This window comes from Nesterenkonia aerolata, from assembly GCF_031470965.1.
Taxonomy (GTDB): Bacteria; Actinomycetota; Actinomycetes; order Actinomycetales; family Micrococcaceae; genus Nesterenkonia; species Nesterenkonia aerolata.
In genome coordinates this window covers 52,033-76,037 of sequence record NZ_JAVKGR010000005.1, presented here as the reverse complement: position 1 = coordinate 76,037, position 24,005 = coordinate 52,033, and the positions used below count along the sequence as shown (strand labels likewise).

Annotated in this window: 21 protein-coding genes, 1 tRNA gene, 1 other RNA gene and 1 pseudogene; 6 read left to right on the top strand and 18 right to left on the bottom strand. The window is 66.9% G+C overall.

Annotation, left to right across the window (positions count from 1 at the left end; all coding sequences use genetic code 11):
* Positions 1-191 precede the first annotated feature (191 nt).
* From secF to RIL96_RS06175, 12 genes are all read right to left on the bottom strand, one after another.
* Entirely contained in the window at positions 192-1,376 is a 1,185-nt protein-coding gene (gene secF / locus RIL96_RS06230; protein ID WP_310548150.1) for a protein translocase subunit SecF, read from the bottom strand.
* Positions 1,376-3,334, bottom strand: coding sequence for a protein translocase subunit SecD (gene secD, locus RIL96_RS06225; protein ID WP_310548149.1), 1,959 nt, complete (start codon positions 3,332-3,334; stop codon positions 1,376-1,378). Before secD ends, secF begins: the two co-directional genes overlap by 1 nt.
* Before the next feature lie 9 nt (positions 3,335-3,343).
* Positions 3,344-3,730 (bottom strand): preprotein translocase subunit YajC, encoded by a 387-nt coding sequence (locus RIL96_RS06220; RefSeq protein ID WP_310548148.1) that lies wholly within the window; start codon positions 3,728-3,730, stop codon positions 3,344-3,346.
* Positions 3,731-3,848: 118 nt separating this feature from the next.
* Positions 3,849-4,883 (bottom strand): Holliday junction branch migration DNA helicase RuvB, encoded by a 1,035-nt coding sequence (gene ruvB, locus RIL96_RS06215; RefSeq protein WP_310548147.1) that lies wholly within the window; start codon positions 4,881-4,883, stop codon positions 3,849-3,851.
* Positions 4,880-5,530 (bottom strand): Holliday junction branch migration protein RuvA, encoded by a 651-nt coding sequence (gene ruvA / locus RIL96_RS06210; protein WP_310548146.1) that lies wholly within the window; start codon positions 5,528-5,530, stop codon positions 4,880-4,882. Before ruvA ends, ruvB begins: the two co-directional genes overlap by 4 nt.
* A 132-nt stretch (positions 5,531-5,662) precedes the next feature.
* Positions 5,663-6,448, bottom strand: a complete 786-nt coding sequence (gene ruvC / locus RIL96_RS06205; RefSeq protein WP_310548145.1) for a crossover junction endodeoxyribonuclease RuvC — start codon at positions 6,446-6,448, stop codon at positions 5,663-5,665.
* Positions 6,449-6,457: 9 nt separating this feature from the next.
* The gene (locus RIL96_RS06200) at positions 6,458-7,216 is read right to left on the bottom strand and encodes a YebC/PmpR family DNA-binding transcriptional regulator (RefSeq protein WP_310548144.1); all 759 of its coding nucleotides are present in this window, start codon (positions 7,214-7,216) and stop codon (positions 6,458-6,460) included.
* A gap of 141 nt (positions 7,217-7,357) precedes the next feature.
* Entirely contained in the window at positions 7,358-7,966 is a 609-nt protein-coding gene (gene pgsA / locus RIL96_RS06195; RefSeq protein WP_310548143.1) for a phosphatidylinositol phosphate synthase, read from the bottom strand.
* Entirely contained in the window at positions 7,966-8,628 is a 663-nt protein-coding gene (locus RIL96_RS06190; RefSeq protein ID WP_310548142.1) for an HIT family protein, read from the bottom strand. The genes pgsA and RIL96_RS06190 overlap by 1 nt, the downstream gene beginning before the upstream one ends.
* A gap of 7 nt (positions 8,629-8,635) precedes the next feature.
* On the bottom strand, positions 8,636-10,591 hold the full coding sequence (thrS, locus tag RIL96_RS06185) for a threonine--tRNA ligase (protein WP_310548205.1): 1,956 nt from the start codon (positions 10,589-10,591) through the stop codon (positions 8,636-8,638).
* A gap of 244 nt (positions 10,592-10,835) precedes the next feature.
* Positions 10,836-11,732 carry an Fpg/Nei family DNA glycosylase gene (locus RIL96_RS06180; protein ID WP_310548141.1) on the bottom strand — a complete coding sequence of 299 codons (897 nt, stop codon included), beginning with the start codon at positions 11,730-11,732 and terminating at the stop codon, positions 10,836-10,838.
* A 15-nt stretch (positions 11,733-11,747) separates the two neighbouring features.
* Complete coding sequence (locus RIL96_RS06175; RefSeq protein ID WP_310548140.1) at positions 11,748-12,221, bottom strand: ribose-5-phosphate isomerase; 474 nt, start codon at positions 12,219-12,221, stop codon at positions 11,748-11,750.
* Positions 12,222-12,360: 139 nt separating this feature from the next.
* On the opposite strand from RIL96_RS06175, the pseudogene RIL96_RS06170 reads away from it, so the two are divergent.
* Positions 12,361-12,978: pseudogene (locus tag RIL96_RS06170) on the top strand (OsmC family protein); the annotation flags it as partial.
* A gap of 204 nt (positions 12,979-13,182) precedes the next feature.
* Complete coding sequence (locus RIL96_RS06165) at positions 13,183-13,614, top strand: globin (RefSeq protein ID WP_310548204.1); 432 nt, start codon at positions 13,183-13,185, stop codon at positions 13,612-13,614.
* Positions 13,615-13,732: 118 nt separating this feature from the next.
* On the opposite strand, the gene RIL96_RS06160 is transcribed toward RIL96_RS06165, so the two are convergent.
* The gene (locus RIL96_RS06160) at positions 13,733-14,440 is read right to left on the bottom strand and encodes a DUF8185 domain-containing protein (protein WP_310548139.1); all 708 of its coding nucleotides are present in this window, start codon (positions 14,438-14,440) and stop codon (positions 13,733-13,735) included.
* Between the two features lie 167 nt (positions 14,441-14,607).
* On the opposite strand from RIL96_RS06160, the gene RIL96_RS06155 reads away from it, so the two are divergent.
* The gene (locus tag RIL96_RS06155; protein WP_310548138.1) at positions 14,608-15,627 is read left to right on the top strand and encodes an acyl-CoA thioesterase; all 1,020 of its coding nucleotides are present in this window, start codon (positions 14,608-14,610) and stop codon (positions 15,625-15,627) included.
* Here RIL96_RS06155 and RIL96_RS06150 read toward each other — a convergent pair.
* The 3 genes from RIL96_RS06150 to RIL96_RS06140 form a co-directional block, all read right to left on the bottom strand.
* Positions 15,591-16,931 (bottom strand): glycosyltransferase, encoded by a 1,341-nt coding sequence (locus RIL96_RS06150; RefSeq protein ID WP_310548137.1) that lies wholly within the window; start codon positions 16,929-16,931, stop codon positions 15,591-15,593. The two genes, RIL96_RS06155 and RIL96_RS06150, sit on opposite strands and share 37 nt — an antisense overlap.
* Entirely contained in the window at positions 16,928-18,394 is a 1,467-nt protein-coding gene (locus tag RIL96_RS06145; protein ID WP_310548136.1) for a DUF2079 domain-containing protein, read from the bottom strand. Before RIL96_RS06145 ends, RIL96_RS06150 begins: the two co-directional genes overlap by 4 nt.
* Before the next feature lies 1 nt (position 18,395).
* Positions 18,396-18,468, bottom strand: a tRNA-Arg gene (locus tag RIL96_RS06140).
* Positions 18,469-18,707: 239 nt separating this feature from the next.
* On the opposite strand from RIL96_RS06140, the gene RIL96_RS06135 reads away from it, so the two are divergent.
* The gene (locus RIL96_RS06135; protein ID WP_310548135.1) at positions 18,708-19,214 is read left to right on the top strand and encodes a single-stranded DNA-binding protein; all 507 of its coding nucleotides are present in this window, start codon (positions 18,708-18,710) and stop codon (positions 19,212-19,214) included.
* 102 nt (positions 19,215-19,316) lie between these two features.
* Positions 19,317-20,999: an energy-dependent translational throttle protein EttA gene (gene ettA, locus RIL96_RS06130; protein WP_310548134.1), complete on the top strand. Its 1,683-nt coding sequence runs from the start codon at positions 19,317-19,319 to the stop codon at positions 20,997-20,999.
* Between the two features lie 86 nt (positions 21,000-21,085).
* On the opposite strand, the gene RIL96_RS06125 is transcribed toward ettA, so the two are convergent.
* Together RIL96_RS06125 and rnpB are read right to left on the bottom strand one after the other, a co-directional pair.
* Complete coding sequence (locus tag RIL96_RS06125) at positions 21,086-22,549, bottom strand: glyceraldehyde-3-phosphate dehydrogenase (protein ID WP_374761857.1); 1,464 nt, start codon at positions 22,547-22,549, stop codon at positions 21,086-21,088.
* 108 nt (positions 22,550-22,657) lie between these two features.
* Positions 22,658-23,054, bottom strand: an RNA gene (gene rnpB / locus RIL96_RS06120) — RNase P RNA component class A.
* Between the two features lie 83 nt (positions 23,055-23,137).
* On the opposite strand from rnpB, the gene RIL96_RS06115 reads away from it, so the two are divergent.
* On the top strand, positions 23,138-23,923 hold the full coding sequence (locus RIL96_RS06115; protein ID WP_310548132.1) for a YaaA family protein: 786 nt from the start codon (positions 23,138-23,140) through the stop codon (positions 23,921-23,923).
* Positions 23,924-24,005: the final 82 nt, after the last annotated feature.

The following is a 24,005-nucleotide window of genomic DNA, read 5'->3' as shown; positions in this document are numbered from 1 at the left end:
CCACGCGCGGCGGAGTGGTGGATGCGGAGTCATCGTTCACCAGATGCGACCTGCTCTCCCGGGGTGAGGGGCACGAACGGAATGGAGCACATTCTACTCGCTCAGCGCTTCGCCCCGCTCACTGACCCAGGTCCAGACACCCAGGTCCAGACGCCGAGGTCCCACCGTGACAGCGGAGACTCGGTGAGGTCTCAGCCGCGGGGTTCCCCGGAATCCTCTGAGGATGCGGAGGCAGGCATCTCGGTGATGAGGATCTCAGGGGCCTGTTCGTCGCCGACAGGTTGCCCGTCCTCATCGAACTCGCCCTCGTCATCCTCTGGCTCAGGAAGCGGCGGGAACGGCACCGGACGACCCTCGGCGTCCAAAGGTGTCCCAGACCAGGTGACCTGCTCGATCCCTCGTGTGGCACGCAGCCGCAGCACTTCCTCAGTGTGAGCCACCAGGTCCGCATCATTGCGCCGCATCCGCGCATAGAGCGGGGCCTGGACGAAGATTGTGGCCAATGTGCCGACGATGATGCCCACGAACAGCGACAGCGCGATATCACGCAAGGTGCCGGCGCCGAGGAGGAAGGCTCCGATGAACAGGATCGAACCGACCGGAAGGATGCCGACCACGGAGGTGTTGATCGAGCGGACGAGCGTCTGGTTCACTGCGAGATTGACCCGCTCGGTGAAGGTCTGATCCTTCTGGCTCAACACCGCCGCGACGTTCTCGCGGATCTTGTCGAAGACCACCATCGTGTCGTAGAGCGCATAGGACAGAATCGTCAAGAAGCCGATGATCGCGCTGGGCGTGACCTCGAACCCGGTGGCCGAGTAGATCCCCGCCGTGGTGATCACGACCACGGCAAGCCCGGAGATGGCAGCCAAGGACATCTTCCACGTCCGGAAATAGATCGCCATATACAGGGCAACCAGGACGATGAAGATCACCAGACCGATCAGCATCTGCTGAGACACCTGCTCGCCCCAAGTGGGCCCGACGAAGCTGGAAGTCACCTCATCGGCGGAGACCCCGTAACCTTCCTGCAGCGCCTCGCCGACCTGCAGCGTCTGTTCGTCGTCGAGCTCTTCAGTCTGCACCCGCACGGTGCCCTGGGCGATCTCGGTGACCATGGCCTCCTGGTCACTGACCTCTGCCACCGCCTCTTCCCCGACGCTGATGTCCGGGTCCTCAACGGAGGAGACGGTGAACTCCGACCCCCCGGTGAACTCGATGCCGAGGTTGAAACCACTGCGCAGGAAGGGCACGGCCACCGAGGCGGCGACCAGCACAGCGGCGATCAAGAACCAGAGGTTCGAGCGTTGGATGAACGGATAGGCCCGCTCGCCGGTGTAGAGCTGGTTCCCGGCCTTGGCGAATCCCGCAGCCATCAGCGCTCCTCCTCATCCTGGGGGCCGTCGTCCTGGGCACCGTTCTCCTGGGCGCTGTTCTCCTGGGAACTGTCATCCAGCGACCCCGGCTCATCAACTGCGCGTCGTGTCCGAGCCCGGCGCCGCTCGGCGATCGTCAGCCCGGAAGATTCCGGATCCTCCTCAAGACGCTCCCTGACAGCGGGCCGAGAATCGGATTCTTCGACGGCCGCGGCCCCTTCTCCGGCCACCGCCACCACCGCGGAATCGGTGCTGTAGACCACCTCACGGCGCGAGAATCGCCCCGCCCCGCGGTAGAGCACATCGACGCCGAGTTCCTTCGCCGAGAGGCCCGAGAAGCTGCGCCCCTGTGCGAAGAACCTCCTGCGGGCCAGAAGCCGCATCACCGGGTGGGTGAAGAGGAAGACGAGCGCCACGTCGATGATCGCGGTGAGCCCCAAAGTGAAGGCGAACCCGCGGACGTTGCCGACTGCGACCAGGAAGAGCACGGCGGCGGCGATGATGTTCACCGCTTTGGAGGCCAGGATGGTCCGGCGGGCACGTTCCCATCCGGATTCCACAGCACCCGCCAGAGATCTGCCCTCGCGCAGCTCATCTTTGATGCGTTCGAAATAGACGATGAAAGAGTCCGCGGTCAGACCGATGGAGACGATCAGACCGGCGATACCGGCCAGCGAGAGGCGGTAGCCGTCTGACCACCCCAACAGGGAGATCGCGAACCAGGTCATCAGTCCCGCGACGACCAGCGAGGTGATGGTGACGATGCTCAGCGCCCGGTACTGGAATACTGCGTACCCGGCCACCAGCAGCAGACCGATCACCCCGGCGAGCAGACCCATCCGCAGCTGATCCGAGCCCAGGGTCGCAGAGATCTGCTCCTCAGACTCGATCTGGAAGCTGATGGGCAGAGACCCGTACCGCAGCTGCTCGGAGAGGTTCCGCGCCTCGTCTTCAGTGAAGTCTCCGGTGATCTGCGGGCGCCCGTCTGTGATCGCCGCCTGCGTCCTCGGAGCGGAGATCACATGGCCGTCGAGGACGATGGCGAACTGGTTGCGGACATCGGGCAGGTTCACCAGACGGCTCGTGGACTCCCGGAACTCATCGGTACCCGCAGAGTCGAAGGTGATGGTCACCGCCCACCGACCGGTGGACATCCCCGACTGGGACTGCTCCGTGCCGAAGTCAGCTCCGGAGATCCGGTCGCCGGGAACCTCCACGGGGCCGAGGATGTACTTCGTCCCGGTCTCCGGGTCGCAGGTGACCAGCGGTTCCTCAGATTCTGCGGCCTGGCGATCGGCGATGCTCAGGTCCCGGGAGCAGCGGTAGTTGGCGAACTCGGCGGCGATGTCCTGGGAGATCCAGTTGGTGTCTGACGGGTCGGTCGGTTCCTCGCTGGGTTCCGGGAAGTCCTCCGGCTCGGCGGTCTCCTCGTCCTCAGTGCCGTCCTCGGTGCCGTCCTCGGCGTCGTTCGCGGTGCCGTCCTCTGCGTCCTCGGTCGGGGCTGCCTCCTCGACGTCGGCGTCTTCATCCTCGTTGGCGATGAACTCGTCGATGTAGGCCATGTCCGGTTCGGCCTGCAGCACCGGGCGGAATTCCATATCGGCAGAGGCCTGGATGAGCTCTCTGGTCTCCTCATCGGGGCTGCCGGGCATACCCACCACGACGTTCTCCGCGCCCTGCGTGGCGATCTCGGCCTCGGCGACACCGGTGCCGTCCACGCGCTGCCGGATGATCTCCACCGCCTGCTCGAGCTGCTCGTCATCCAAGGTCTCGTCCCCGTCGACCTGAGGCGAGAGCACCATCTGCGTGCCGCCGGAGAGATCGAGGGCCAGCAGCGGGGCCCATTGCGCCTTGCCCTGGGACACCCCGTAGGCGAGCAGTCCTCCCATACCCAGCAGGAGGATGAGCATGCCGATCAGTGCACCGCGGGCACGCGCGGCAGTCTTGCTTGTGGCCATCAGCGGGATTCAGCGTTCCTCGGAGGCGGTGGGGTCCTCGTCCTGAGCGGTGGCCGCCGGCTCCAGGACCTGCTGGACGGCCTGAAGCAGGAAGTCGACACGGTCACCGGAGGAGAACTCGACGGTGACCCGACGGCGTTCCTCATCACGGCTGATCACTGTGCCGACTACTCCCCCGGCCAACAGCACCTCCGCACCGATCACCGCTCCGGTCATCGCGTCGAGCTGCTTATCGCGCATCTTCTTGCCGCGCCGCATGATCACGATCACGAAGATCACCATGATCGCGAACATGATCAGCAGGAAGGGATCGAAGCCAGCGGCCTCTCCCCCGCCGCCCGCCAGCAGGGTCATCAGCGAGCTCGGCAGCGAGGCATCATCGAACGTCTGTGTCACGAGGGGTCACGCTTTCATCGTCGAGGGACTGCCGTCGCCATCGGGGCCCGATCCGGGGCGCGGCCGATGTACCGACGGCAGGAGTGGTTCCGGTGGGGTCGTTCAACGGGTCAGAATATCAGGTGCCGGGCAAGCCCTCCTGGGTCTCCGGGCGAGGCAGACCCAGGTGTGCGAATGCGGCGTCAGTGGCGATCCTCCCCCGCGGGGTCCGGGCCAGCAGGCCCTCGCGCACCAGATAGGGCTCCGCGACGGTCTCCACCGTCTCCGTCTCCTCGCCGACGATCACAGCCAAGGTCGAGAGTCCGACCGGGCCTCCGCGAAACGTGGTGCACAGAGCCTGCAGCACCGCACGGTCCAGCCGGTCCAGGCCCCGGGGATCGACCTCATAGGTGTCCAGGGCGGCACCGGCTGCGCGGCGGTCGATCTCGGCGACCCCGTGGACCAGCGCCCAGTCCCGCACCCGCCTGAGCAGTCGATTGGTGATCCGCGGTGTGCCGCGGGAGCGGGAGGCGATCTCCTCGAAGCCGGCATCGGTGACCCGCATCTCCAGCAGCTGGGCGGAGCGGCGCAGGACACGTTCCAGCTCCTCGGGAGCATAGAACTCCAGGTGTCCGGTGAAGCCGAAGCGGTCACGCAGCGGCCCGGGGAGCAGCCCCGCACGGGTGGTTGCGCCGACCAATGTGAACTCGGGCAGCTCCAACGGGATGGAAGTGGCTCCGGCACCTTTGCCGACGACGATGTCGACCCGGAAGTCCTCCATCGCCATATACAGCATCTCCTCCGCCGGGCGAGACATGCGGTGGATCTCATCGATGAAGAGGACTTCACCTTCGGCCAGGGAGGACAGGATCGCAGCCAGGTCACCGGCATGTTGGATGGCTGGGCCCGAGGTCAGCCGCAGCGGCGCACTCATCTCCGCGGCGATGATCATCGCCAATGTCGTCTTGCCCAGCCCGGGCGGGCCGGAGAGCAGCATGTGGTCGGCCGCTCGTTCGCGCAGCTTCGAGGACTCTAAGACCAGGGAGAGCTGCCGGCGCACGGTCTGCTGTCCGACGAAGTCATCGAGTGACTTCGGCCGCAGGGCCGTCTCCATGGCTCGTTCCTCCGGCGCCGGGGTGGTACCGACGAGTTCACGGGGGTCTTCAGTGCTCATCGACCCGGCCCTCCGAGCATCCGCAGCGTGCTGCGCAGCAGCACCGCCACCTCGGCCTCGGCCAGTTCAGGAGCCTCACGCAGCTGCCGCTCCACGGCCGAGCGCGCGTCCTTCTCGGTCCACCCCAGGGAGGTCAGTGCCTGTTCCACCTGGGCCGCAGCACCGCTGGCAGCCGGAGCCTCCTGTCCCGCACCGGCCGGGCCTCCCGCACCGTCCGGAGCCTCAGTCTGCTCCGCAGCAGGCTCGATGACCAGCTTCCCGGCGAGTTCCAGCAGGATCCGCTGGGCGGTCTTCTTCCCGATGCCCGGGACCTTGGTGAAGGCGGCGGTGTCAGATTCCGCGATGGCGCGGCGCACTTCGCTCGGGGTGTGGACACTGAGCACCGCCAGCGCCAGCCGCGGGCCGACCCCTGAGATGGAGAGCATGGTGATGAAGATCTCCCGCTCCTCGGAGGAGGCGAACCCGAACAGCAGCGGGGCGTCGTCCTGCCGCGGCACATAACTGGTCTGCAGCCGGACCTGCTCTCCCGGGCGCAGCTCGGCCAGGGTCTGCGCCGTGGCGGTGACGTGCAGACCGAACCCGGAGACCTCGACGACGGCATGGTCGAGGCCCACATGAAGCACCTCACCGCGGATAGAAGAGATCATCGTTGTGGAGCTGCCTCTCGTCGGGTGCGGATCGTCCCAGCCTCAGTGCCTCTTCCGTGCACACCGCAGATCACCTCAGCACAGGCGGTGGCCCCGGGCACGGCGGGGAGTTCGTAGATGTCTTCGAACAGACTACCGCCGACCACCGGCGCCGCGACCACCGACGCGCCCGCCCGGTGCCCGACTGCGACGCTCCGCAGCGCGCCAGGCCTGCTGCGCGGGAGTCAGCGAGGACTCCTGGGCCTCGGCGGCACGCTGCCAGGAGGTCTTCGCCCCCTGATGGGTGCTGGTATCGGCAGACATATCGTGCCGAGTACCGATCCCGGCACGCCAGGCATGGCAGATCGCCACCGCATAGGCGTCGGTGGCGTCCACCGGGGTCGGCAGGCTCGGCAGCCGCAGGATCCGCTGGACCATACGGGCCACCGCATCCTTCTGGGCCCGGCCGTCATCGGTGACGGCAGCCTTGACCTCCGAGGGGGTGTGCCAGGCCACCGGGATGCCCCGGGCCGCCGCCGCGGCGATGACGACCCCGGAGGCCTGGGCGGTGCCGACCACTGTCGGCGCGTTGTTCTGCGCGAAGACCCGTTCGATGGCCAGCACATCGGGGGCGTAGGTGTCGAGCAGGGCCTCAGCGGCACGCTGGATCGCCAGGATGCGCTCCGCCAGGTCCTGATGGGACCGGGTGCCGGTGACCTCCACGTGGATCGATTCACCGCTGCGATCCCGCCGCATCTCCACCACGGCGAACCCGCAGCGGGTCAGACCCGGATCGACGCCGAGGATCCGCTGGTCGACCAGCGAGTTCTTCGCGCTGCCCGCTGTGGCCCCTCTCGGCCCTGTGCTTCCAGTGCCTCCAGTGCCTCCAGTGCTGCCGGTGCTTCCTGTGCTGCTGACGCCTGGAGCGCTGCCCGCCATCCTGCCGCCTCAGGCCTCAGCAGAGAGCTGGGAGAGGACTTCGGCGCTGAGATCCGCGTTGGTCCACACGTTCTGCACGTCGTCGAGGTCTTCCAGCGCCTCGGAGAGCCGCAGGAACTTCCGGGCGGCGTCGAGGTCCAGGTCCACAGTCATCGAGGAGACGAACTCCGCCTCGTCGGAGTCATAGGCGATGCCGGCCTCCTCCAACGCCGCGGCGACGTCGGAGAGGTCCTGCGGCTCGCTGCGGATCTCGAAGGAGTCCTCATGCTCATAGACCTCTTCGGCGCCGGCTTCCAGCACTGCTGCGAGGACGTCATCCTCGCTGAGCCCGGCCTGAGGAAGCCGGATGATGCCCTTGCGCTCGAACATATACGCCACCGAGCCCGGGTCGGCGATCGTCCCTCCGGAGCGGGTGATCGCTGTGCGGACCTCCGCAGCGGCGCGGTTGCGGTTCTCAGTGAGGCATTCCACCAACAGCGCCGAACCCTGCGGACCACGGGCTTCGTACATGATCTCGTCATAGTCCACCGACTCACCGGTCAGCCCGCCGCCACGCTTGATGGCACGGTCGATGTTGTCGTTGGGCACCGAATTCTTCTTGGCCTTCTGCACCGCCAGCTCCAGCGCAGGATTGCCGTCAGTGTCCGGACCACCGGCCCGGGCGGCGATCTCGATCTGCTTGATGAACCGCGCGTTGATCTTGGCCCGTTTGGCATCGACGGCGGCCTTGCGGTGCTTGATGTTGGCCCATTTGGAGTGTCCGGCCATCAGTCATCCGTTTCTGTTCCGGGGACGGGGTCGCTGGACACCAGACTACCGCCGCGTACTGACAGGCCCCGACACCCCAGCACGGCAGGCACCAGACCAGGGCATCGCAGCACTACCCATCACTACCCATCACACGGGCCCTCACCCCACGTGAAGCTGGCGACGCACGGTCATGATGCGCTGGACCACAGTCACCAGCGAGGCCCCCGCCAGCAGCCACAGCACACCACCGAGGACGACCACCGGCAGACCCAGACCGGTGAATCCGGTGAAGACCAGTGTCAGCACCATCCGCTCCGGACGCTCTGCGACGCCGACGTCGGCGTCGAGCCCCAAGGACTCCGCTTTGGCGCGCACATAGGGCACCAGCGCACCCCACAGCATGCACAGCCCCGCACCGACCCCCACCCACAGGTGATCACCGTCGACGAGGAACCAGACCGTCAGCCCCAAGAACACCGCACCGTCCTGGATACGGTCCATCGTGGAATCGAGGAATCCGCCCCAGCGGGAACCGGCCTCGCCGAGCCGGGCCATCAGACCGTCGATCAGATCCGAGAACACGAAAAGTGTGATCCACACGGTCCCCCAGAACAGTTCACCCAGCGGGTAGAACACCAGGGCACCCAGGCTCACCCCCAGCGTCCCGGCGACGGTCACCATATTCGGCGTGATGCCCAGACGCAGCAGAGCCCGGGCCAGGGGTGTGAACAGTGCGCTGAAGAAGCCGCGGGCGTATCGGTTGAGCATCAGCCCTCGGACTCCCCCGTGCCGCTGTCTGCGTCTGAGCCGTCAGGCCCGCTGTGCGGCACCGCCTGCTGGGCGGCGTCGAAGGCTTCCCGAGCCTCGTCCCAGACCTCACGAAGCATCTGCAAGGTCTGGCCCAACGTCTGAGACATGTTCTTGGTTTCGGCGATGATCGGCAGGAAATTGCCGTCACCCTGCCAGCGCGGCACCACGTGCTGGTGCAGATGCGCGGCGATCCCCGCACCACCGGGCTTGCCCTGGTTCACCCCGAGGTTGAAGCCCTGTGGTGACGCCGCACGCCGCAGAGCCGTCATCGCGACCTGGGTGAGATGGGTCAGCTCCACCGACTCCTCGACGCTCAAGTCCGTCAGGTCCGGCACATGGCGGTAGGGCGAGATCAGCAGGTGCCCGGGGTTATAGGGGTAGAGATTGAGGATCACGAAGCAGCTGCGCCCCCGGGCGACGATGAGGGCCTCCTCATCCTCACGCCGCGGACCCGCGCAGAACGGGCAGTCCGCAGAGCCGGTGACCTGATCCTGGCCTCGACGGACATAGGCGACACGATGGGGGTTCCACAGCCGCTGAAAGGCATCGGGTACACCGGCTGGCACCGGAACCTCTTCGAGTCCCGATTCGTCTGCAGAGCTGCTCTGGTGTGCCGTCACCGGGTGATCAGGCCTCCTTGCCCTCGATCGCCTGCAGGATCCGCTGCACCGCGTCCTCGATCGGGACCTGGTTGTCCTGAGTGCCGTCACGGAACCGGAAGGACACCGCTGCGGCCTCTGCGTCGTCGCCGCCGGCGATCAGGACGAAGGGGATCTTGTCCTTCGCCGCAGTGCGGATCTTCTTCGGGAACCGCTCGGTGCCGTCGTCGAGCTCAGCGCGGACTCCCGCGGCCTTGAGGCGATCCATCACCTCACCGAGGTAGTCGTTGAACGGCTCGGCCACCGGGATCCCCCGGACCTGCACCGGAGCCAGCCAGGCCGGGAACGCCCCGGCATAGTGCTCCAGCAGAATGGCGAAGAAGCGCTCGATGGAGCCGAACAGCGCGCGGTGGATCATGATCGGCCGCTGCCGACTGCCGTCCTCGGCGGTGTACTCAAGGTCGAAGCGCTCCGGGAGGTTCGGGTCCACCTGGACAGTGGAGAGCTGCCATTTGCGTCCGATGGCGTCGGTGATCTTCAGATCGATCTTCGGCCCGTAGAAGGCCGCCTCACCGGGCATCTCCGTGAGCTTGAGCCCGGAGTTCAGCGCCACATTGCGCAGGGCCTGCGTCGCCGACTCCCAATACTCGTCCGAGCCGACCCATTTGTCCTTCTGGTCATCACGCATGGAGAGTTCCAGCTCGAAGTCCTCGAGGCCGAAGTCCTGGAGCAGGGAGACGACGAAGTCGACCACCTTCGTCACTTCCTCCTCCAGCTGATCCTGGCGGACGAAGAGGTGGGCATCGTCCTGGGTGAAGCCGCGCACGCGGGTCAGTCCGTGCAGCACGCCGGAGCGTTCGTTGCGGTAGACGGTGCCGTTCTCCGCCAGGCGCAGCGGCAGCTCCCGGTAGCTGCGTCCGCGCTCCCGGTAGATCAGGATGTGCATCGGGCAGTTCATGGGCTTCAGGTAATAGTCCTGGCCCTGCTTGGTGATGTGGCCGTGCTCGTCGGTCTCTTCATCCATGTGGATGGCCGGCCACATGTCCTCACGGTAGTTCTTCAGGTGCCCGGAGGTGGCGAAGAGGTCCGCCTTGGAGATGTGCGGGGTATAGACGTAGGTGTAGCCGGCCTCGAGATGCCGGGCGCGCGCGTGCTGCTCCATCAGCCCACGGACCAGCCCCCCTTTGGGGTGCCACACCGAAAGCCCGGAACCGATCTCCTCCGGGAAGCTGAACAGGTCCAGCTCACGGCCCAGGCGCCGATGGTCACGGCGCTCGGCTTCGGCCAGACGGTCCTTATAGGCCTGCAGGTCCTCTTTGCTCGGCCAGGCCGTCCCGTAGAGCCGCTGCAGCTGGGGGTTGGTCTCCTTGCCGCGCCAGTAGGCGCCGGCAGCGCGCATCACCGCGTAGGCGTTGCCGATGAGCTTGGTGCTGGGCACATGCGGGCCGCGGCAGAGATCCGCCCAGACCCGCTCTCCCTTGCGGTCCACATTGTGGTAGATGGTGATCTCACTGCCGCCGATCTCCACCGAGGCGCCCTCAGCGGCGTCGCCGCTCTGGGCCTCGAGCAGCTCGAGCTTATACGGCTCTTCGGCCATGGCTGTCCGGGCCTGCTCCTCGGTGACGACCTCCCGCTCGAAGCGCTGCCCCTGCTTGATGATCCTCTGCATGGACTTCTCGATGCGCTTGAGGTCCTCCGGGGTGAAGGGCTCGGCGACGTCGAAGTCGAAGTAGAAACCATCGGTGATGTAGGGACCGATGCCGAGCTTCGCCTCGGGGAAGAGCTCCTGCACCGCTTGGGCCATCACATGAGCCGTGGAGTGGCGCAGCACCTGCAGGCCTTCCTGCTCGGTGACGTCCACCGCCTCGACCTGTGCCGCATCGGGAAGTTCGCGGGCGAGGTCCCAGAGCTCCCCGTCGACCCGCATCACCACAGTGCTGGGCTGCTCGGCGAACAGCTGCGCACCGGTGGTCCCGGAGGCCATCTCGAGGCTCTGCTCCCCCAGATGGACGGTGATCCGGCGGTCATCGAGGCCGGAAGGATCGGCGGTACGGTTCTCTGACACGTGGAGTCGCTCTCCTCGAGGTTCGGCGTGCAGTGTGGTGTGGTGTGGGGCTCGGCGTGAGCTGCGGTACGCGGTCATCATCGCGGTGCGGCCTGGTGGCCGATCCCCAGACAGGTGCCCTGTGATTCTAGTGCACTGCCGCAGCCGACTCTGTTCCTTCGGCTCAGTGCGTCTGACACCCGGGGCACCAATACAGCATTCTCCCGGCCAGCTCAGCTCGCCGGATCTCGGAGCCGCAACGCAGACAGCCGGTGCCCTGGTGCTGGTAGACCCAATGCCGCCTGGTCCCCTGGCTGCCCGTCGTTGCCGCGCCGCGCAGCGTTCGGATGATCCCTTCCGCCACGCCGTCCTGCAGCTGCTGGGTCAACCGGTTCCAGAGAGCCCGGGCCCGGGTCTGGTCCAGGTCACGGGCCGCCAGCGCTGGATCGATCTGCTCCAGGAACAGCGATTCCGCCCGATAGATGTTGCCGACTCCGGCGATGACGCGCTGGTCCATCAGCGCCTGCGCCACCGGGATGCGCCGGGTGCTCAGCCCGTGGAGGAAGGCCTCGGCTCCGGGCTCGGTCGAAGAGGTGACGCTGCGCAGCGGGTCAGGTCCCAGGCGCTTCAGCACTGAGGTCAGTTCTGGTGCCGTGAGCACCTGGCAGGTCGCCGGGCCGCGCAGGTCCGCCCAGCCGTGGCGCGTCCTCAGCCGGGCACGTACAGCGCCCCGGGGCGGTTCTGGAATGACCCAGCCGTGCTCGTCGGTCTCCAACGGTGAATCGGCGGCGGCGATCCGCGGTGCGCCCAGGCTAGCGGTGCCGCCCAGCGCCTCCAGGAAGCTCTCGTCACCGCCGAAGGTGAAGGCCCCGTACAGGCCCAGATGCACATGCCACACCTGGTCATCGACATGGACGAAGAGATGTTTTCCCCACGCCTCGGCGCGGTGAGGAATCCGGCCGTCCAGCTGCGCGGCACCGGCCTCGAAGCGCCCCTGCGGTGAGCTGACCGACCACGGCCGTCCCACGAAGAGCTCCTCGATGCGTGCGGCGAGGCGGTGGAGAGTATGACCTTCAGGCATCAGGCGGCAGGTACCTCAGTCCAGGATCTCGCCGGTGGTCTCATAGTGAGAGATCTTTCCGATGCGGCGGGTGTGGCGTTCTTCGTCAGACCACTGGGCCTCCAGGAAGGTCTCGACGATGCCGCGGGCCTCTTCCAGGCTGTGCTGGCGACCCCCGAGCCCGGCCACATTGGCGTCATTGTGCTCTCTGGCCAGCCGGGCGGTCTCCCGGCTCCAGATCAGCGCCGCACGGATCCCCGCGACCTTATTCGCCGCGATCTGCTCTCCGTTGCCGGAACCACCGAGGACGATCCCCAAGGAGTCCAGTCCCTCACGCCGTTCCCCGGCCACGGCTTCTGCGGCGTGGAGACAGAATCCGGGGTAGTCGTCTAGGGCGTCGTAGACCTGCGGACCGTGGTCGATGACCTCGTAACCGGACTCGGTGAGGTGGGACACCAGATGCGCCGAGAGCTCCATCCCGGCATGGTCAGTGGCGATATGGACGCGCATGGGAACTTCTGTCTCCTCATCGAGTGCAGCGGCAGGTGCTCCGGGCGTACTTCCACGCCCAGAGCCATTTTAGTGCGTTCGCTGTCAGGTGAGTGCATTCGCTGTCAGGCTCCGGCACACGTACCGCACCTGATGTCTGATGTCCTTGCCGACCCGGTGCCACGTCACAGTCCCCTCACCGGTGTCGGCATCGGCAGCACGGTCTGGGGCATCATGGAGGGCAGGCTGTGCCGAGATTCGGCATATCCACGATCTTCGCGCGAGCCGAAAGGACGGTCCACCGGTCATGGACATCGGGCAGCACACGTTCACCGTCGACGTCGAATGGCAGGCGGGCGAGGGCCCCGGCACCACCGCACCACGAGACTTCCACCGCCGGCACACCATCACTGCCGTGCTCTCAGCTCGCGAGCAGCAACGCGGTGAGCCAACTCCAGCACCACTCCAGGGTTCGGCGGCCCGTCCGTTTCATGGTGACGCTGACCGGTGGAATCCGGAACAGCTGCTGGTGGCTGCTTTGTGCCAATGCCACACCCTGTCTTACCTCTACCTCGCCGCGGAGTCCGGGGTGGTGGTCACCGCGATGACCACGCGCGGCACCGCGGACCTGCGTGTCGAGGGCGACGGCGCGGGTCAGATCACCGCAGCAGTGCTGCGCCCGGAGGTGACGCTGGCAGATGAGTCTCAGCGCGCTGAGGCTGACGCCTTGCATCTGCAGGCGGCCGAGAAGTGTTTCATCGCGCGCAGCGTGAACTTCCCCGTGACACACGAGCCACGTATGCCCACACCGGCTGTCTCTGAGGGCGACCCAGCTGGCAGCACGACTGGCAACCCGACCGGCAACCCGGTCTTCTCCCGGCGGCTCGGCGCGCCCATCGCCACGTTGAGGCCGACGGGCAAAGCACCCTCCCAGGTGACAGGACGGCCCGGGGCATCCGCCCCCGGGGGTCCACCTGCCTCGGTGGCCACCCCACCGACGACGCCGGCGACACCGGCGGCATCTGGGGCAAGCGGAGGAGGCGAGCAGCAGAGCTTCTACGAGGCGGTCGGCGGCCACGAGACGTTCCGCACCATTGTGGACACGTTCTACGCCCAGGTGGCAGATGACCCGGAGTTCCGCGCCATGTACCCGGAGGAGGACTTGGGTCCGGCCGCTGAGCGGCTGCTGATGTTCTTAGAGCAGTGCTGGGGCGGACCCCGGACCTACCAGGAGCGCCGCGGTCACCCGCGTCTGCGGATGCGCCATATGCCGTTCACCATCGACGCCGCGGCCCGGGACACCTGGCTGCGCTATATGCGCACGGCCGTGGATGCCGCAGAGCTCTCCCCGCTGCACGATGAGATCCTCTGGGACTACCTCGAACGTGCCGCGCATTCGATGGTGAACAGCTGAGAGCCCCGCCGCCGAAAGGCAGCGCTCTGCTCAACTCCACCGGCGCTCTACGGTGAGGTGCTCCGGCCCCTGCGCTCAGCGGGCAGAGCGCCAGGTCAACGACCAGAAGCACCATGTGTCAGAGGCGAGACGGAGCTGGCCGGGCCAAGATGAACCCGCCAGTGCTGCTCAGGCGCCACCACGGTCCCTGACGGTGGATCGTGCTGCGTCCGTCGGCTCCGGCCGCCGCGAGGAAGTTCAGTGCATGTGCCCCGAAGGCCGCACCCGCCGGCAGACCCGGGAGGGACTCGGCGGCGGCCGAACCCTGCTCCGCCTCCGGTGCGGGCAGGGCTCCCATCGTCCGGCCCCAGACCTCCTCGCGGACCTGCTCGACGACGGCGGCACCGGCTGTATCTGGCACCGCCTTCGCGATCTCCGCAATACCGGCTTCAGCACAGTCGCGCAGTGCGTCATCGGCGATCTCAGCATAGGGCTGCCAGCCGGAACGCGGGGGCGTGACAGCGGCCCAGGGCACGGTCAGCTGACTCGGCGGCAGCGGCAGCTGCGTCTCCGAGGGGCCCAGACGTGCCAGCCGCTCGGTCACCGCCCCGAGCTCGACCGTGGCATCGACCTCCTGCGGAGCCTCCAAGGCTGCGGTGCGCAGGCCCAGCACGGCAGGCAGCCGGCTGACCAGAGAGCCCGGTGTCATCACCGGCACCCAGGCTGCCAGCACCGGGCCGACGGCCTGCAGGCGTATCCCCTGTTCCTGGATCTTCCTCGCCCGGGCGATATAGGTGGCCATATCCTGCAGAGCGGCGGCTTCGGCGAATCGCAACGAGGCAGTCATGGCCTCAAGTCTCTCATCGACAGCCGGTGCGCAGCGCTGAGGAGCCTCGTGGCGCACCGGAGCAGTCGAGTGAAGGCGCAGGGCTGATTAGAGTAGGCCTGATTAGAGTAGGCCTGATTAGAGTAGTGCCCGTCTGCATCTGATCCGCACCTGAGACCGGAGGTTCCATGTCCCCGCGCGAGTCGCCCGCACCGCACCCCCAGGAAGCGGCCGGCCTGCTGGTCGCGATGTTCGATCTGGAAGAGCTCGCACCCAGCACCGGAACCCGCACGAACGAGGATCGCTTCCTGGGTCCCGTCGTCGACCAGGCGTTCTGGCGGGTCTTCGGCGGGCAAGTGCTGGCCCAGGCCGCTCAGGCCGGGATGCGCACGGTGGAATCTGATCGGGTCATCCACTCACTGCACGGGTACTTCCTGCGGCCCGGGGACGCGACCCGGCCCATCGAGTTCGGCGTGGAGCGGCTGCGCGACGGCGGGTCCTTCTCGGCGCGCCGCACCCATGCCTACCAGGACGGCGTGCCGATCCTGTCGATGATCGCCTCCTATCAGCGGCCTTCCCGAGGCCCTGACCATCAGCGGCCGATGCCGGCCTCCATCCCGGATCCTGAGCAGCTTCCGGCACCGAGCCAGGTGGTCGGGCATGTGAAGCATCCGGTCATCCGGGAATGGGCGCACGGACGTCCTTTCGAGATCCGCCACATCGACCGGCCCCTCTACCTTCAGGCCGACGGTGCGCCTCGGGCGCACAGCGCCGTGTGGATGCGGTGCCGGGGTGAACTGCCCGATGACCCGAATCTGCACCGGGCGGCCATCCTCTACGCCTCGGACTACACGCTCTTGGAGCCGGTGCTGCGCCGGCACAGTCTCTACTGGGGCAAACCCGGGCTGAAAGTGGCATCACTGGACCATGCGATGTGGTGGCACCGTCCGGCCCGTGCCGATGACTGGCTGCTCTTCGTCCAGCAGAGCCCCAGTGCCCAGAGCGCCCGTGGTCTGGGTACTGGCCAGATCTATGACCGCGCAGGGCATCTTGTCGCAACGGTGGCGCAGGAAGGCATGGTGCGCGCCCCGGAGGGCCTTGCTCCCTGGTGGAAGGAACGGCTGCTGCGTGCCCGCGTCGGCGCCGTCACCCGCGGAGCGCGGACCGCCGCCTATGAGCCGGTCTGGAAGTCCCGGGAGTCGGAGTAGATCCGCAGCGCCTGCGCCGCGGTCGAAGCCCAGGAGTAGTCCCTGGCCGCCCCCGCGGCTGCCGAACCGAGCGAGGTGCGGGTTCCCGAGTCCAGGAGAGTCTCCAGGGCATCTGCCCAGGCCTCGGGTTCCAAGGACTCGACAAGGACCCCGGTGTTGCCGGAGTCGATGAGCTCGGTGAGTCCGCCGACCGCATGGGCGATGACCGGTGTGGCGCAGGCCATCGCCTCCAAGGCGACGAAGCCGAAGGACTCCGAGTAGGAGGGCATGAGCACCACATCGGAGCTGCGCAGCAGCTGGGCGAGCTGTCGGTGCGGCAGCGGGCCGATCTGTTCTGTCAGCTCTGAGATCCCGGCCTCCTCGGACAGCACGGCAATGTCCAAGGGCAGCGGACCGCTGAGCTCCCCGGCGATGGTCAGCCGCAGCGGCAGGTCAGGCCGCCGTCTCCGCAGGCAGCCCACGGCGGCTACGGCGACCTGTGGGCCCTTATGCGGCTGTAAGCGTCCGGCGAAGGTCAGCCTCAGCGGCCGGTGCGGCGTGGTATCGACTGAGTCCGCTGGGGGTGAATAGGCCTCGGCTGAGCTCTCCGGGGTTGAGCTCTCCGGGGCTGAGGCCGGCCCGTCTGGGCGGAAGATCTCCAGGTCCACGCCGGGACGCATGAGTCGGATCCGGGCCGCGGCCTCAGGGTACAGTCGCGCCAAGTCCTCGGCCTCGCGGACCGTATTCGCGGTAAGCACCGCAGCGCGGCGGGCGATCTCTCGTTCCTGGGCCTCACGTCGCAGGTCAGTGGGCAGATGAGGGTCACGCTCGCGCTTGACCGCAGCGACGGTGTGCATCGTATGCACCAGCGGTACGCCCAGGTTTCGGGCCAGCTGCAGCCCCGCGACGCCGGAGATCCAGTAGTGGGAGTGCACGGCGTCGACACCTGTGGATGAGGCTGTGCGCAGTGCCGCCGCGGCGGCCCGCGCCAGCTCCGCGGTCTGGCCAAAGAGCTCCTGATCCTCAGCGGCGCTCAGGGTGATCAGGCGCCTGCCGTCGGGCAGGGTCCGGACGGCCGGGGTCTGGACGGCCGGGGTCTGCGCCGTGCTCGGCGGGACCGTCTGCGAGGCGGTGACGATGTCGACCTCTAGGCCGGATTCGCGCAGCCCGCGGGAGAGGTAGTCGACGAAGGTGTTCATTCCTCCGGCGTCCCCTGTGCCGGCCTGGTCCAGAGGCGAGGTGTGCAGGCTGAGCATGACCACCCGGCGCGGCGCGGTCACCGGCGCCGTCCCCTGAGATGCCTGCGGGGTCGGGTGCGCTGTCATGGACGCTCCAAATAGTCACGGCAGGTCGCCAGTTCTGCGGCGGAGGACTCCGCGTCCTCCGCTTCTCGGCTGAGCACCCAGAGGCCGTGGTCGTCTTCGACCACAGTGTCGAAGCCGAGGCGCTCAGCACGGTCGAAGGCCTGCTGCGGGGTGAGCGGGTCGGAGCCGCCGAGCTCTTCGACAGTGTCATCGATGATCAGCCAGGTCAGGGTGTGCTCATCGGTGGTGCCGTTGAGACCCACCGCGGTGCGGTCCACCAGATGCGGCACTGCCGTATCGGCTGCCTCGACGCACACGCCGTCGGGGATGAGGTCCACGGCTCGCTGGTGGGCTTCGGCCCGTTCGGAGACCGTCCAATTGTCACCGGTGAGGGTCCGTTGGAAGGGAAACACCTGGGCAAAGACGAGACTGCCCACCAGACTGACGGCCAGCACGGTGACAGGCAGGGCGAGGGCCAGGCGCGGACGCGGCCAGCGGGCGAGGATCCGGCGCAGGACGTCGAGCGCGGCGAGCAGGAAGACCGGGGCCAGGATGGCGTCGTACTGGTAGACCGGGGCCCAGACGTTGAGCCGGTCGTTGAACAGCCGAGACAGCAGAATGGGTGCACCGAGCAGCACATACGGCGAGGCGAAGGGCAGCAGCCACAAGGGCAGGAAATGCAGCAGCCACAGGCCCACCTTCAACGGGTGGTCGAACAGGATGACCACCGCGTTCCACGGCTGAGTGAGCAGAAAGATCACTGCCGCACCGGCGGTGGGACCCAAGGCGGTGAACTCCCAGTATCCGAACTCCCCCGCCGCAGAGAAGTGCGGGATGACGACTTCCACGGCGAACCAGTAGCCCGCAGCGCCGAGGACGGCCGTCACAGTGGCGGGCAGCCAGGCGCGTCGGATCGCCAGGACCAGTGCGATGGCCAGGACCGTGACGCCCATATCCTCGCGGACCAGCAGCAGCACGGCGCTGAGCCCGACGCTCAACCACGGGCGACGGCGTTCGATCGCCCAGATCACCCAGGCGATCACCGGCACGCCGAAGGCGATCTCATGGAAGTCCCAGTTCACGATGGCTTGGAACGGCCAGAAGGCGAGCAGTGCGGCGGCGCTGAGCAGAGCCGGTCGGTGACCGAACCACCCGCGGACCACCAGGTAGACGGGTATCGCGGTGGAGACCAGCAACGCGATCATCGCGATGTTGAGCATCCGCGGGTCCGGCCAGATCCAGTACAGCGGAGCCAACGTGGCGATGATCGGGTGGAAATGATCGCCGAGGAGGTGGAAGTCCTCCCCTTTGATGGGCACGATAGGGGCCTTCAGCAGCGCATACTGGCGTACGGCTTGATCGAAGATGCCGAGATCGTAGCCCTTGGCTTCGAAGTTGCGGTACCGCAGCAGCGAATGTGCCAGGTACAGCACAGAGGCCGCCGTCATCACGGCGGCCAGCTGCAGCTGATGAGAACGTCTCAAGCGCCCCGGGAGGGATTCGAACCCCCGACCGGCGGATTAGAAGGCCGCTGCTCTATCCCCTGAGCTACCGAGGCTGGCGCCGGACCCGAGCGCCCGCTGCGGATCCTTCGGCTGGTCAGTCTACCGAGTCGGTTCCTCCACAGGCCACGTGACGGCCGCACGACACGCGCGGTACTCCACAGCGCTGGCGCAGGTGCTGTGCTGAGCAGGCACAGAGCGGGACGCTGGTCTTTCACGGCGGGGCCATAGACACGGCCGAGCCCCACCGGGAAGAGCATTCGAGACCGGCCGTGGGAGCCTGGAGCGCGCCGCGATGACTGAGACCGTCACTGTCAGAGGGTTCGTGGGCAACGATGTCCGCCATGTGACCACCGAGAAGGGGCTTCCGATCTCTACGTTCCGCGTAGGGTCCACCCCTCGTCGCTTCGACCGAGAGCGCGGTGAGTGGGTGGACGGGGAGACGAACTGGTTCACCGTCAACTGCTTCCGCGCGTTGGCCCAGAACGTGCATTCGACACTGTCGAAAGGCGATCCGGTCGTGGTCAGCGGTCGGCTGCGCATCCGTCAGTGGGAGAAGGACTCCGGCGCACGGGGCACCGCTGTGGAGGTCGATGCCGACGGTGTCGGGCACGATCTCAGCTTCGGCACCGGCAGCTTTACCCGGATCGTCGGCGGTGCCGGTCAGAGTGGGTTCACCGCGACAGCCACGGTGGAGCCTCGTGATGCCGGGGCCGGCTCGGAACCCTCCGCTGAGCACAGCGCGGATCCGGCGGCAGATCAGTCCTGGGACCAGAGCGGCTCCCAGGGCCCTCCGTTCTGAACCGATGCGGATCTGACCGGCACGCGGCACGGCTGCTGAGGTTCGGGGTCATATGTGCCGGCGCGTTCGCCGTGGAGGCAGGTCCCGACTAGCCTGGAGGTCATGGCAGAGTTTATCTACACCATGATCAAAGCCCGCAAGAAGGTGGGCGATAAGGTCATCCTCGATGACGTGACGATGTCCTTCTATCCCGGTGCCAAGATCGGCGTCGTCGGCCCCAACGGCGCGGGTAAGTCGACGATCCTGAAGATTATGGCCGATTTGGACCAGCCCTCCAACGGTGAGGCGCGGCTGTCCCCGGGCTACTCCGTGGGCATCCTGCAGCAGGAACCACCTCTGAATGAGGAGAAGACGGTGCTGGGCAACGTCCAGGAGGGCGTGGGCGCCGTCTACTCGAAGCTGCAGCGCTACCACGAGATCTCCGAGCAGATGGCCGATCCAGACGCCGACTTCGACGCGCTGATCGAAGAGATGGGCACCCTTCAGGCCGATATCGACGCCGCCAACGCCTGGGATCTTGACTCTCAGCTGGAACAGGCGATGGATGCGCTGCGCTGCCCTCCCGGAGATGCGGACGTCTCCGTGCTCTCCGGCGGTGAGCGCCGTCGTGTGGCGCTGTGCAAGCTGTTGCTCTCCAAACCGGACCTGCTGCTGCTCGACGAGCCCACCAACCACCTCGACGCCGAATCGGTGCTGTGGCTGGAGCAGCACCTGGCCGATTATGAGGGTGCGGTGCTCGCCGTGACTCACGATCGGTACTTCCTGGATCATGTCGCCGAGTGGATCTGTGAGGTCGACCGCGGCCGTCTCTACCCATACGAGGGCAACTACTCCACTTATCTGGAGAAGAAGCGCTCGCGGATGGAGATCCAGGGCAAGAAGGACGCGAAGATGGCCAAGCGTCTTGCCGAGGAGCTGGAGTGGGTCCGCTCCAACACTAAGGGACGTCAGGCGAAGTCCAAGGCGCGTCTGGCCCGGTATGAGGAGATGGCCGCCGAGGCTGAACGCACGAAGAAGCTCGATTTCGAGGAGATCCAGATCCCGCCCGGGCCCCGGCTGGGCACCCAGGTGATCGAGGCCGAGAACCTGCAGAAGGGCTTCGGCGAGCGTGTCCTGATCGACGGGCTCTCCTTCTCCCTGCCCCGTAACGGCATCGTGGGAGTGATCGGTCCCAACGGCGTCGGCAAGTCCACACTGTTCAAGACCATCGTCGGCATGGAGGACCTCGACGGCGGTGAGCTGAAGGTCGGTGACTCGGTGAAGATCGCCTATGTCGACCAGGGGCGCGCCGGAATCGACCCGGAGAAGTCTCTCTGGGAGGTCGTCTCGGACGGTCTGGACCATATCCAGGTCGGCCAGGTGGAGATGCCCTCGCGTGCCTATGTCTCGGCTTTCGGGTTCAAGGGACCGGATCAGCAGAAGAAGGCGGGGGTGCTCTCCGGTGGTGAGCGCAACCGGCTGAACCTCGCGCTGACGCTGAAGCAGGGCGGCAATCTGCTCCTGCTCGATGAGCCGACCAACGACCTCGACGTCGAGACCCTCGGCTCCCTGGAGAACGCGCTGTTGGACTTCCCCGGCTGTGCAGTGGTCATCTCCCACGACCGGTGGTTCCTCGACCGTGTGGCCACCCACATCCTGGCCTGGGAGGGCACCGAGGAGAACCCCGCCAACTGGTACTGGTTCGAGGGCAACTTCGAGTCCTACGAGCAGAACAAGGTGGAACGCCTCGGCCCGGAGGCGGCACGTCCGCACCGGGTGACCCACCGCAAGCTCACCCGCGGCTGATCGCGGACTGCCACAAGAGGAGGGGGCTGCCCGGAACGTTCCGGGCAGCCCCCTCCTCTTGTGGTCAGTCGTGTCCTGTGATCAGCTCAGGCGGACTGGCCGACCAGCGGATACTTCACCGGAGCGGCACCGGTCATGTGCTCCAGGCACCGGATGACCTGTGCGGAGTAGCCGAACTCGTTGTCGTACCAGACGTAGAGGATGGCCTGGCGGCCGTTGACGATAGTGGCCAGCCCGTCGACGATCCCGGCCGCCCGGGTGCCCACGAAGTCAGTGGAGACCACTTCTGCGGAGTCGATGTAGTCGATCTGCTTGTGCAGCTCGCCCTCCAGCGCCTGTTTCCGCAGGAACCTGTTGAGCTCCTCCTTGGTGGTCTCCTGTTCAAGCTCCAGGTTCAGGATCGCCATGGAGACGTCCGGGGTGGGGACGCGGATCGAGTTGCCGGAGAGCTTGCCGGCCAGTGCGGGCAGCGCCTTGGCCACCGCCTTGGCCGCACCGGTCTCGGTAAGCACCATGTTCAGCGCCGCCGAACGTCCCCGGCGTTCGCCCTTGTGGAAGTTGTCGATCAGGTTCTGATCGTTGGTGTAGGAGTGCACAGTCTCCACGTGGCCGTGATCGATGCCGTAGGTCTCGTGCATGAGCTTCGCGATCGGGGTGATCGCGTTGGTGGTGCAGGAGGCGGCGGAGAGGATCGTATCCTCCTCGGCGATGTCCTGGTGGTTCACACCGAAGACGATGTTCTTCAGGTCCCCCTTCCCCGGTGCGGTGAGCAGCACTCGGGAGGCGCCGCGGGCCTGCAGATGTTTGCTCAGTCCCTCCTCATCACGCCACCGGCCGGTGTTGTCCACGATCACCGCCTCGTCGATGCCGTAGGCGGTGTAGTCGACCTCGGCCGGATCGTTGGCGTAGATGACCTGGATGTAGGTGCCGTTGGCGATGATCGCGTCGTTGTCCTCATCGATCCGGATCGACCCGTCGAAGGGACCGTGCACGGAGTCGCGGCGCAGCAGTGACGCCCGCTTGGCGAGGTCGTTCTCGGCCCCCTTGCGCACCACGATGGCGCGCAGCCTCAGACCGGAGGCTGAGGAGGCCCGGCCGACCAGGATGCGTGCGAGGAGACGTCCGATGCGGCCGAAGCCATAGAGGACGACGTCACGCTGACTCGTCGTCTGCTGGCCCTTCGTCCCGACGATATCGGCGAGTTCCTCGCGCAGGAACTCCGTGAGATCCTGCGCACCCGATGTCCGGAACCGGTGGTTCAGCCGCGCGATGTCCACACTGGCGGCGCCGAGGTCCAGGGTGGTCAGCGCCTCGACCAGGGGAAGGGTCTCAGAGATGGGCAGCTCCACCTCATCGACCTGGCGGGCGAAGCGGTGAGCTTTGAGGATCTCGATTGCAGACTGGTTGACCAGTTTCCTGCCGTGGATTCCGGTGACCACGTTGTTCTCGCGGTACAGGCGTCCGATCAGCGGGATCATGGCTTCTGCCATGGCCTCCCGGTCGATCCACTGCTGAAGCTGCTCCTCGGCTGCGCGGTGCGGCACAGTCACGTTCCTTCCATGAAGACGTCGTTGTCTCGGTGGGACCGGGATACACCCCGAAGGTGCCCCGCCTGGTTCCGCCACCATCTTAGGCCCTCTGAGGGTGGTGGCGGAGGTGGGACGGGCCGACCTGTACGCCGGATTCTGTCCCGCCGATGCCTTACGGCGTCCACGGCGGGGGCCGCCATCCATCTGGGCACCGCGTCACCGCGGGCCTCAAGCAGCCAACCCGGATGCTCGGGCGGGCAGCCCTGATCACGCATCCTTATTCGGCCTTGCACCGGATGGGGTTTGCCGAGCCGCGATGGTCACCCATCGCGCTGGTGGTCTCTTACACCACCCTTTCACCCTTACCCGCACGTGACGCACAGCGGCGCTGCGGGCGGTCTGCTCTCTGTGGCACTGGCCTGCGGGTCTCCCCGAGTGGGCGTTACCCACCATCCTGCCCTGTGGTGTCCGGACGTTCCTCGACGGCCGAGAGTTATCCCGCCGCCGCGACGGCCCAGTCGACCCGTCCCACACGTCAGTCTACGGTCTCCGCGGTGCCGAGGAGCACATCGCCGGGCATCGGCCTCAGTGCCTTGGTACCCTGCCCGGGTGCTGATCTACCTCCCGCCCTCCGAGGGCAAGACACCGCCGCGGGCTGCCGACGCCGCCGCGCCGCTGGATCTCGAGTCGCTGGTCTTCCCTGAGCTCCGTGCTGAGCGTGAGCGCGTGATCGAGGCACTGATCGCCGTGTCGCAGAGTCCGCAGGCACAGAAGACGCTGAAGGTCGGAGCCTCGGTGATGGACGAGGTACAGGCCAATCTGGCCGTGCGCTCCGGCCCCACCGCTCCGGCCCACGAGCTCTACACCGGGGTGCTGTTCAACGCTCTGGATGCCGCAGGTATGGACGAGGCGGCCCGTGAGCGCGCCCGCCGCTGTGTGCTGATCTTCTCCGGTCTCTTCGGGGTCACCGGTTTCGACGATCTGCTGCCTACCCACCGGCTCTCCATGGGCGTGACGCTGGCTCCCTCCGGGCAGCCCGGCGCTCCTGGTCGGCTCAGTACGTTCTGGCGCGGCGCGATGGGCTCTGTGCTCGATGAGCACTGCGCTGAGGAGCTGATCGTCGATTGCCGTTCAAGCACCTACGCCACCGTCCACCGGCCGCAGCCTGAGCAGACGCTGGTGGTCAACAACCTCACCGACGCCGACGGCAGGCGCACAGTGGTCACCCACTTCGCCAAACACGCCCGGGGCACTCTGGCCGGTATGCTCCTGCGCGCAGAGCGCGAGCCTGAGACCATCGAGGACGTGGCGGAGATCGCCTCCGCGCAATGGGCGGTGGAGCTGCGTCCAGCTCAGGGACGCACGCCGCACCAGCTGGATCTCATCACCGTCTGAGCGCGCCTCGCCCTCTGAGCATTCCTCGCCGTTCCACTGCTCGTCACCGTCTCACCGCTCATGACGTCCCGGCTCTTCAGCG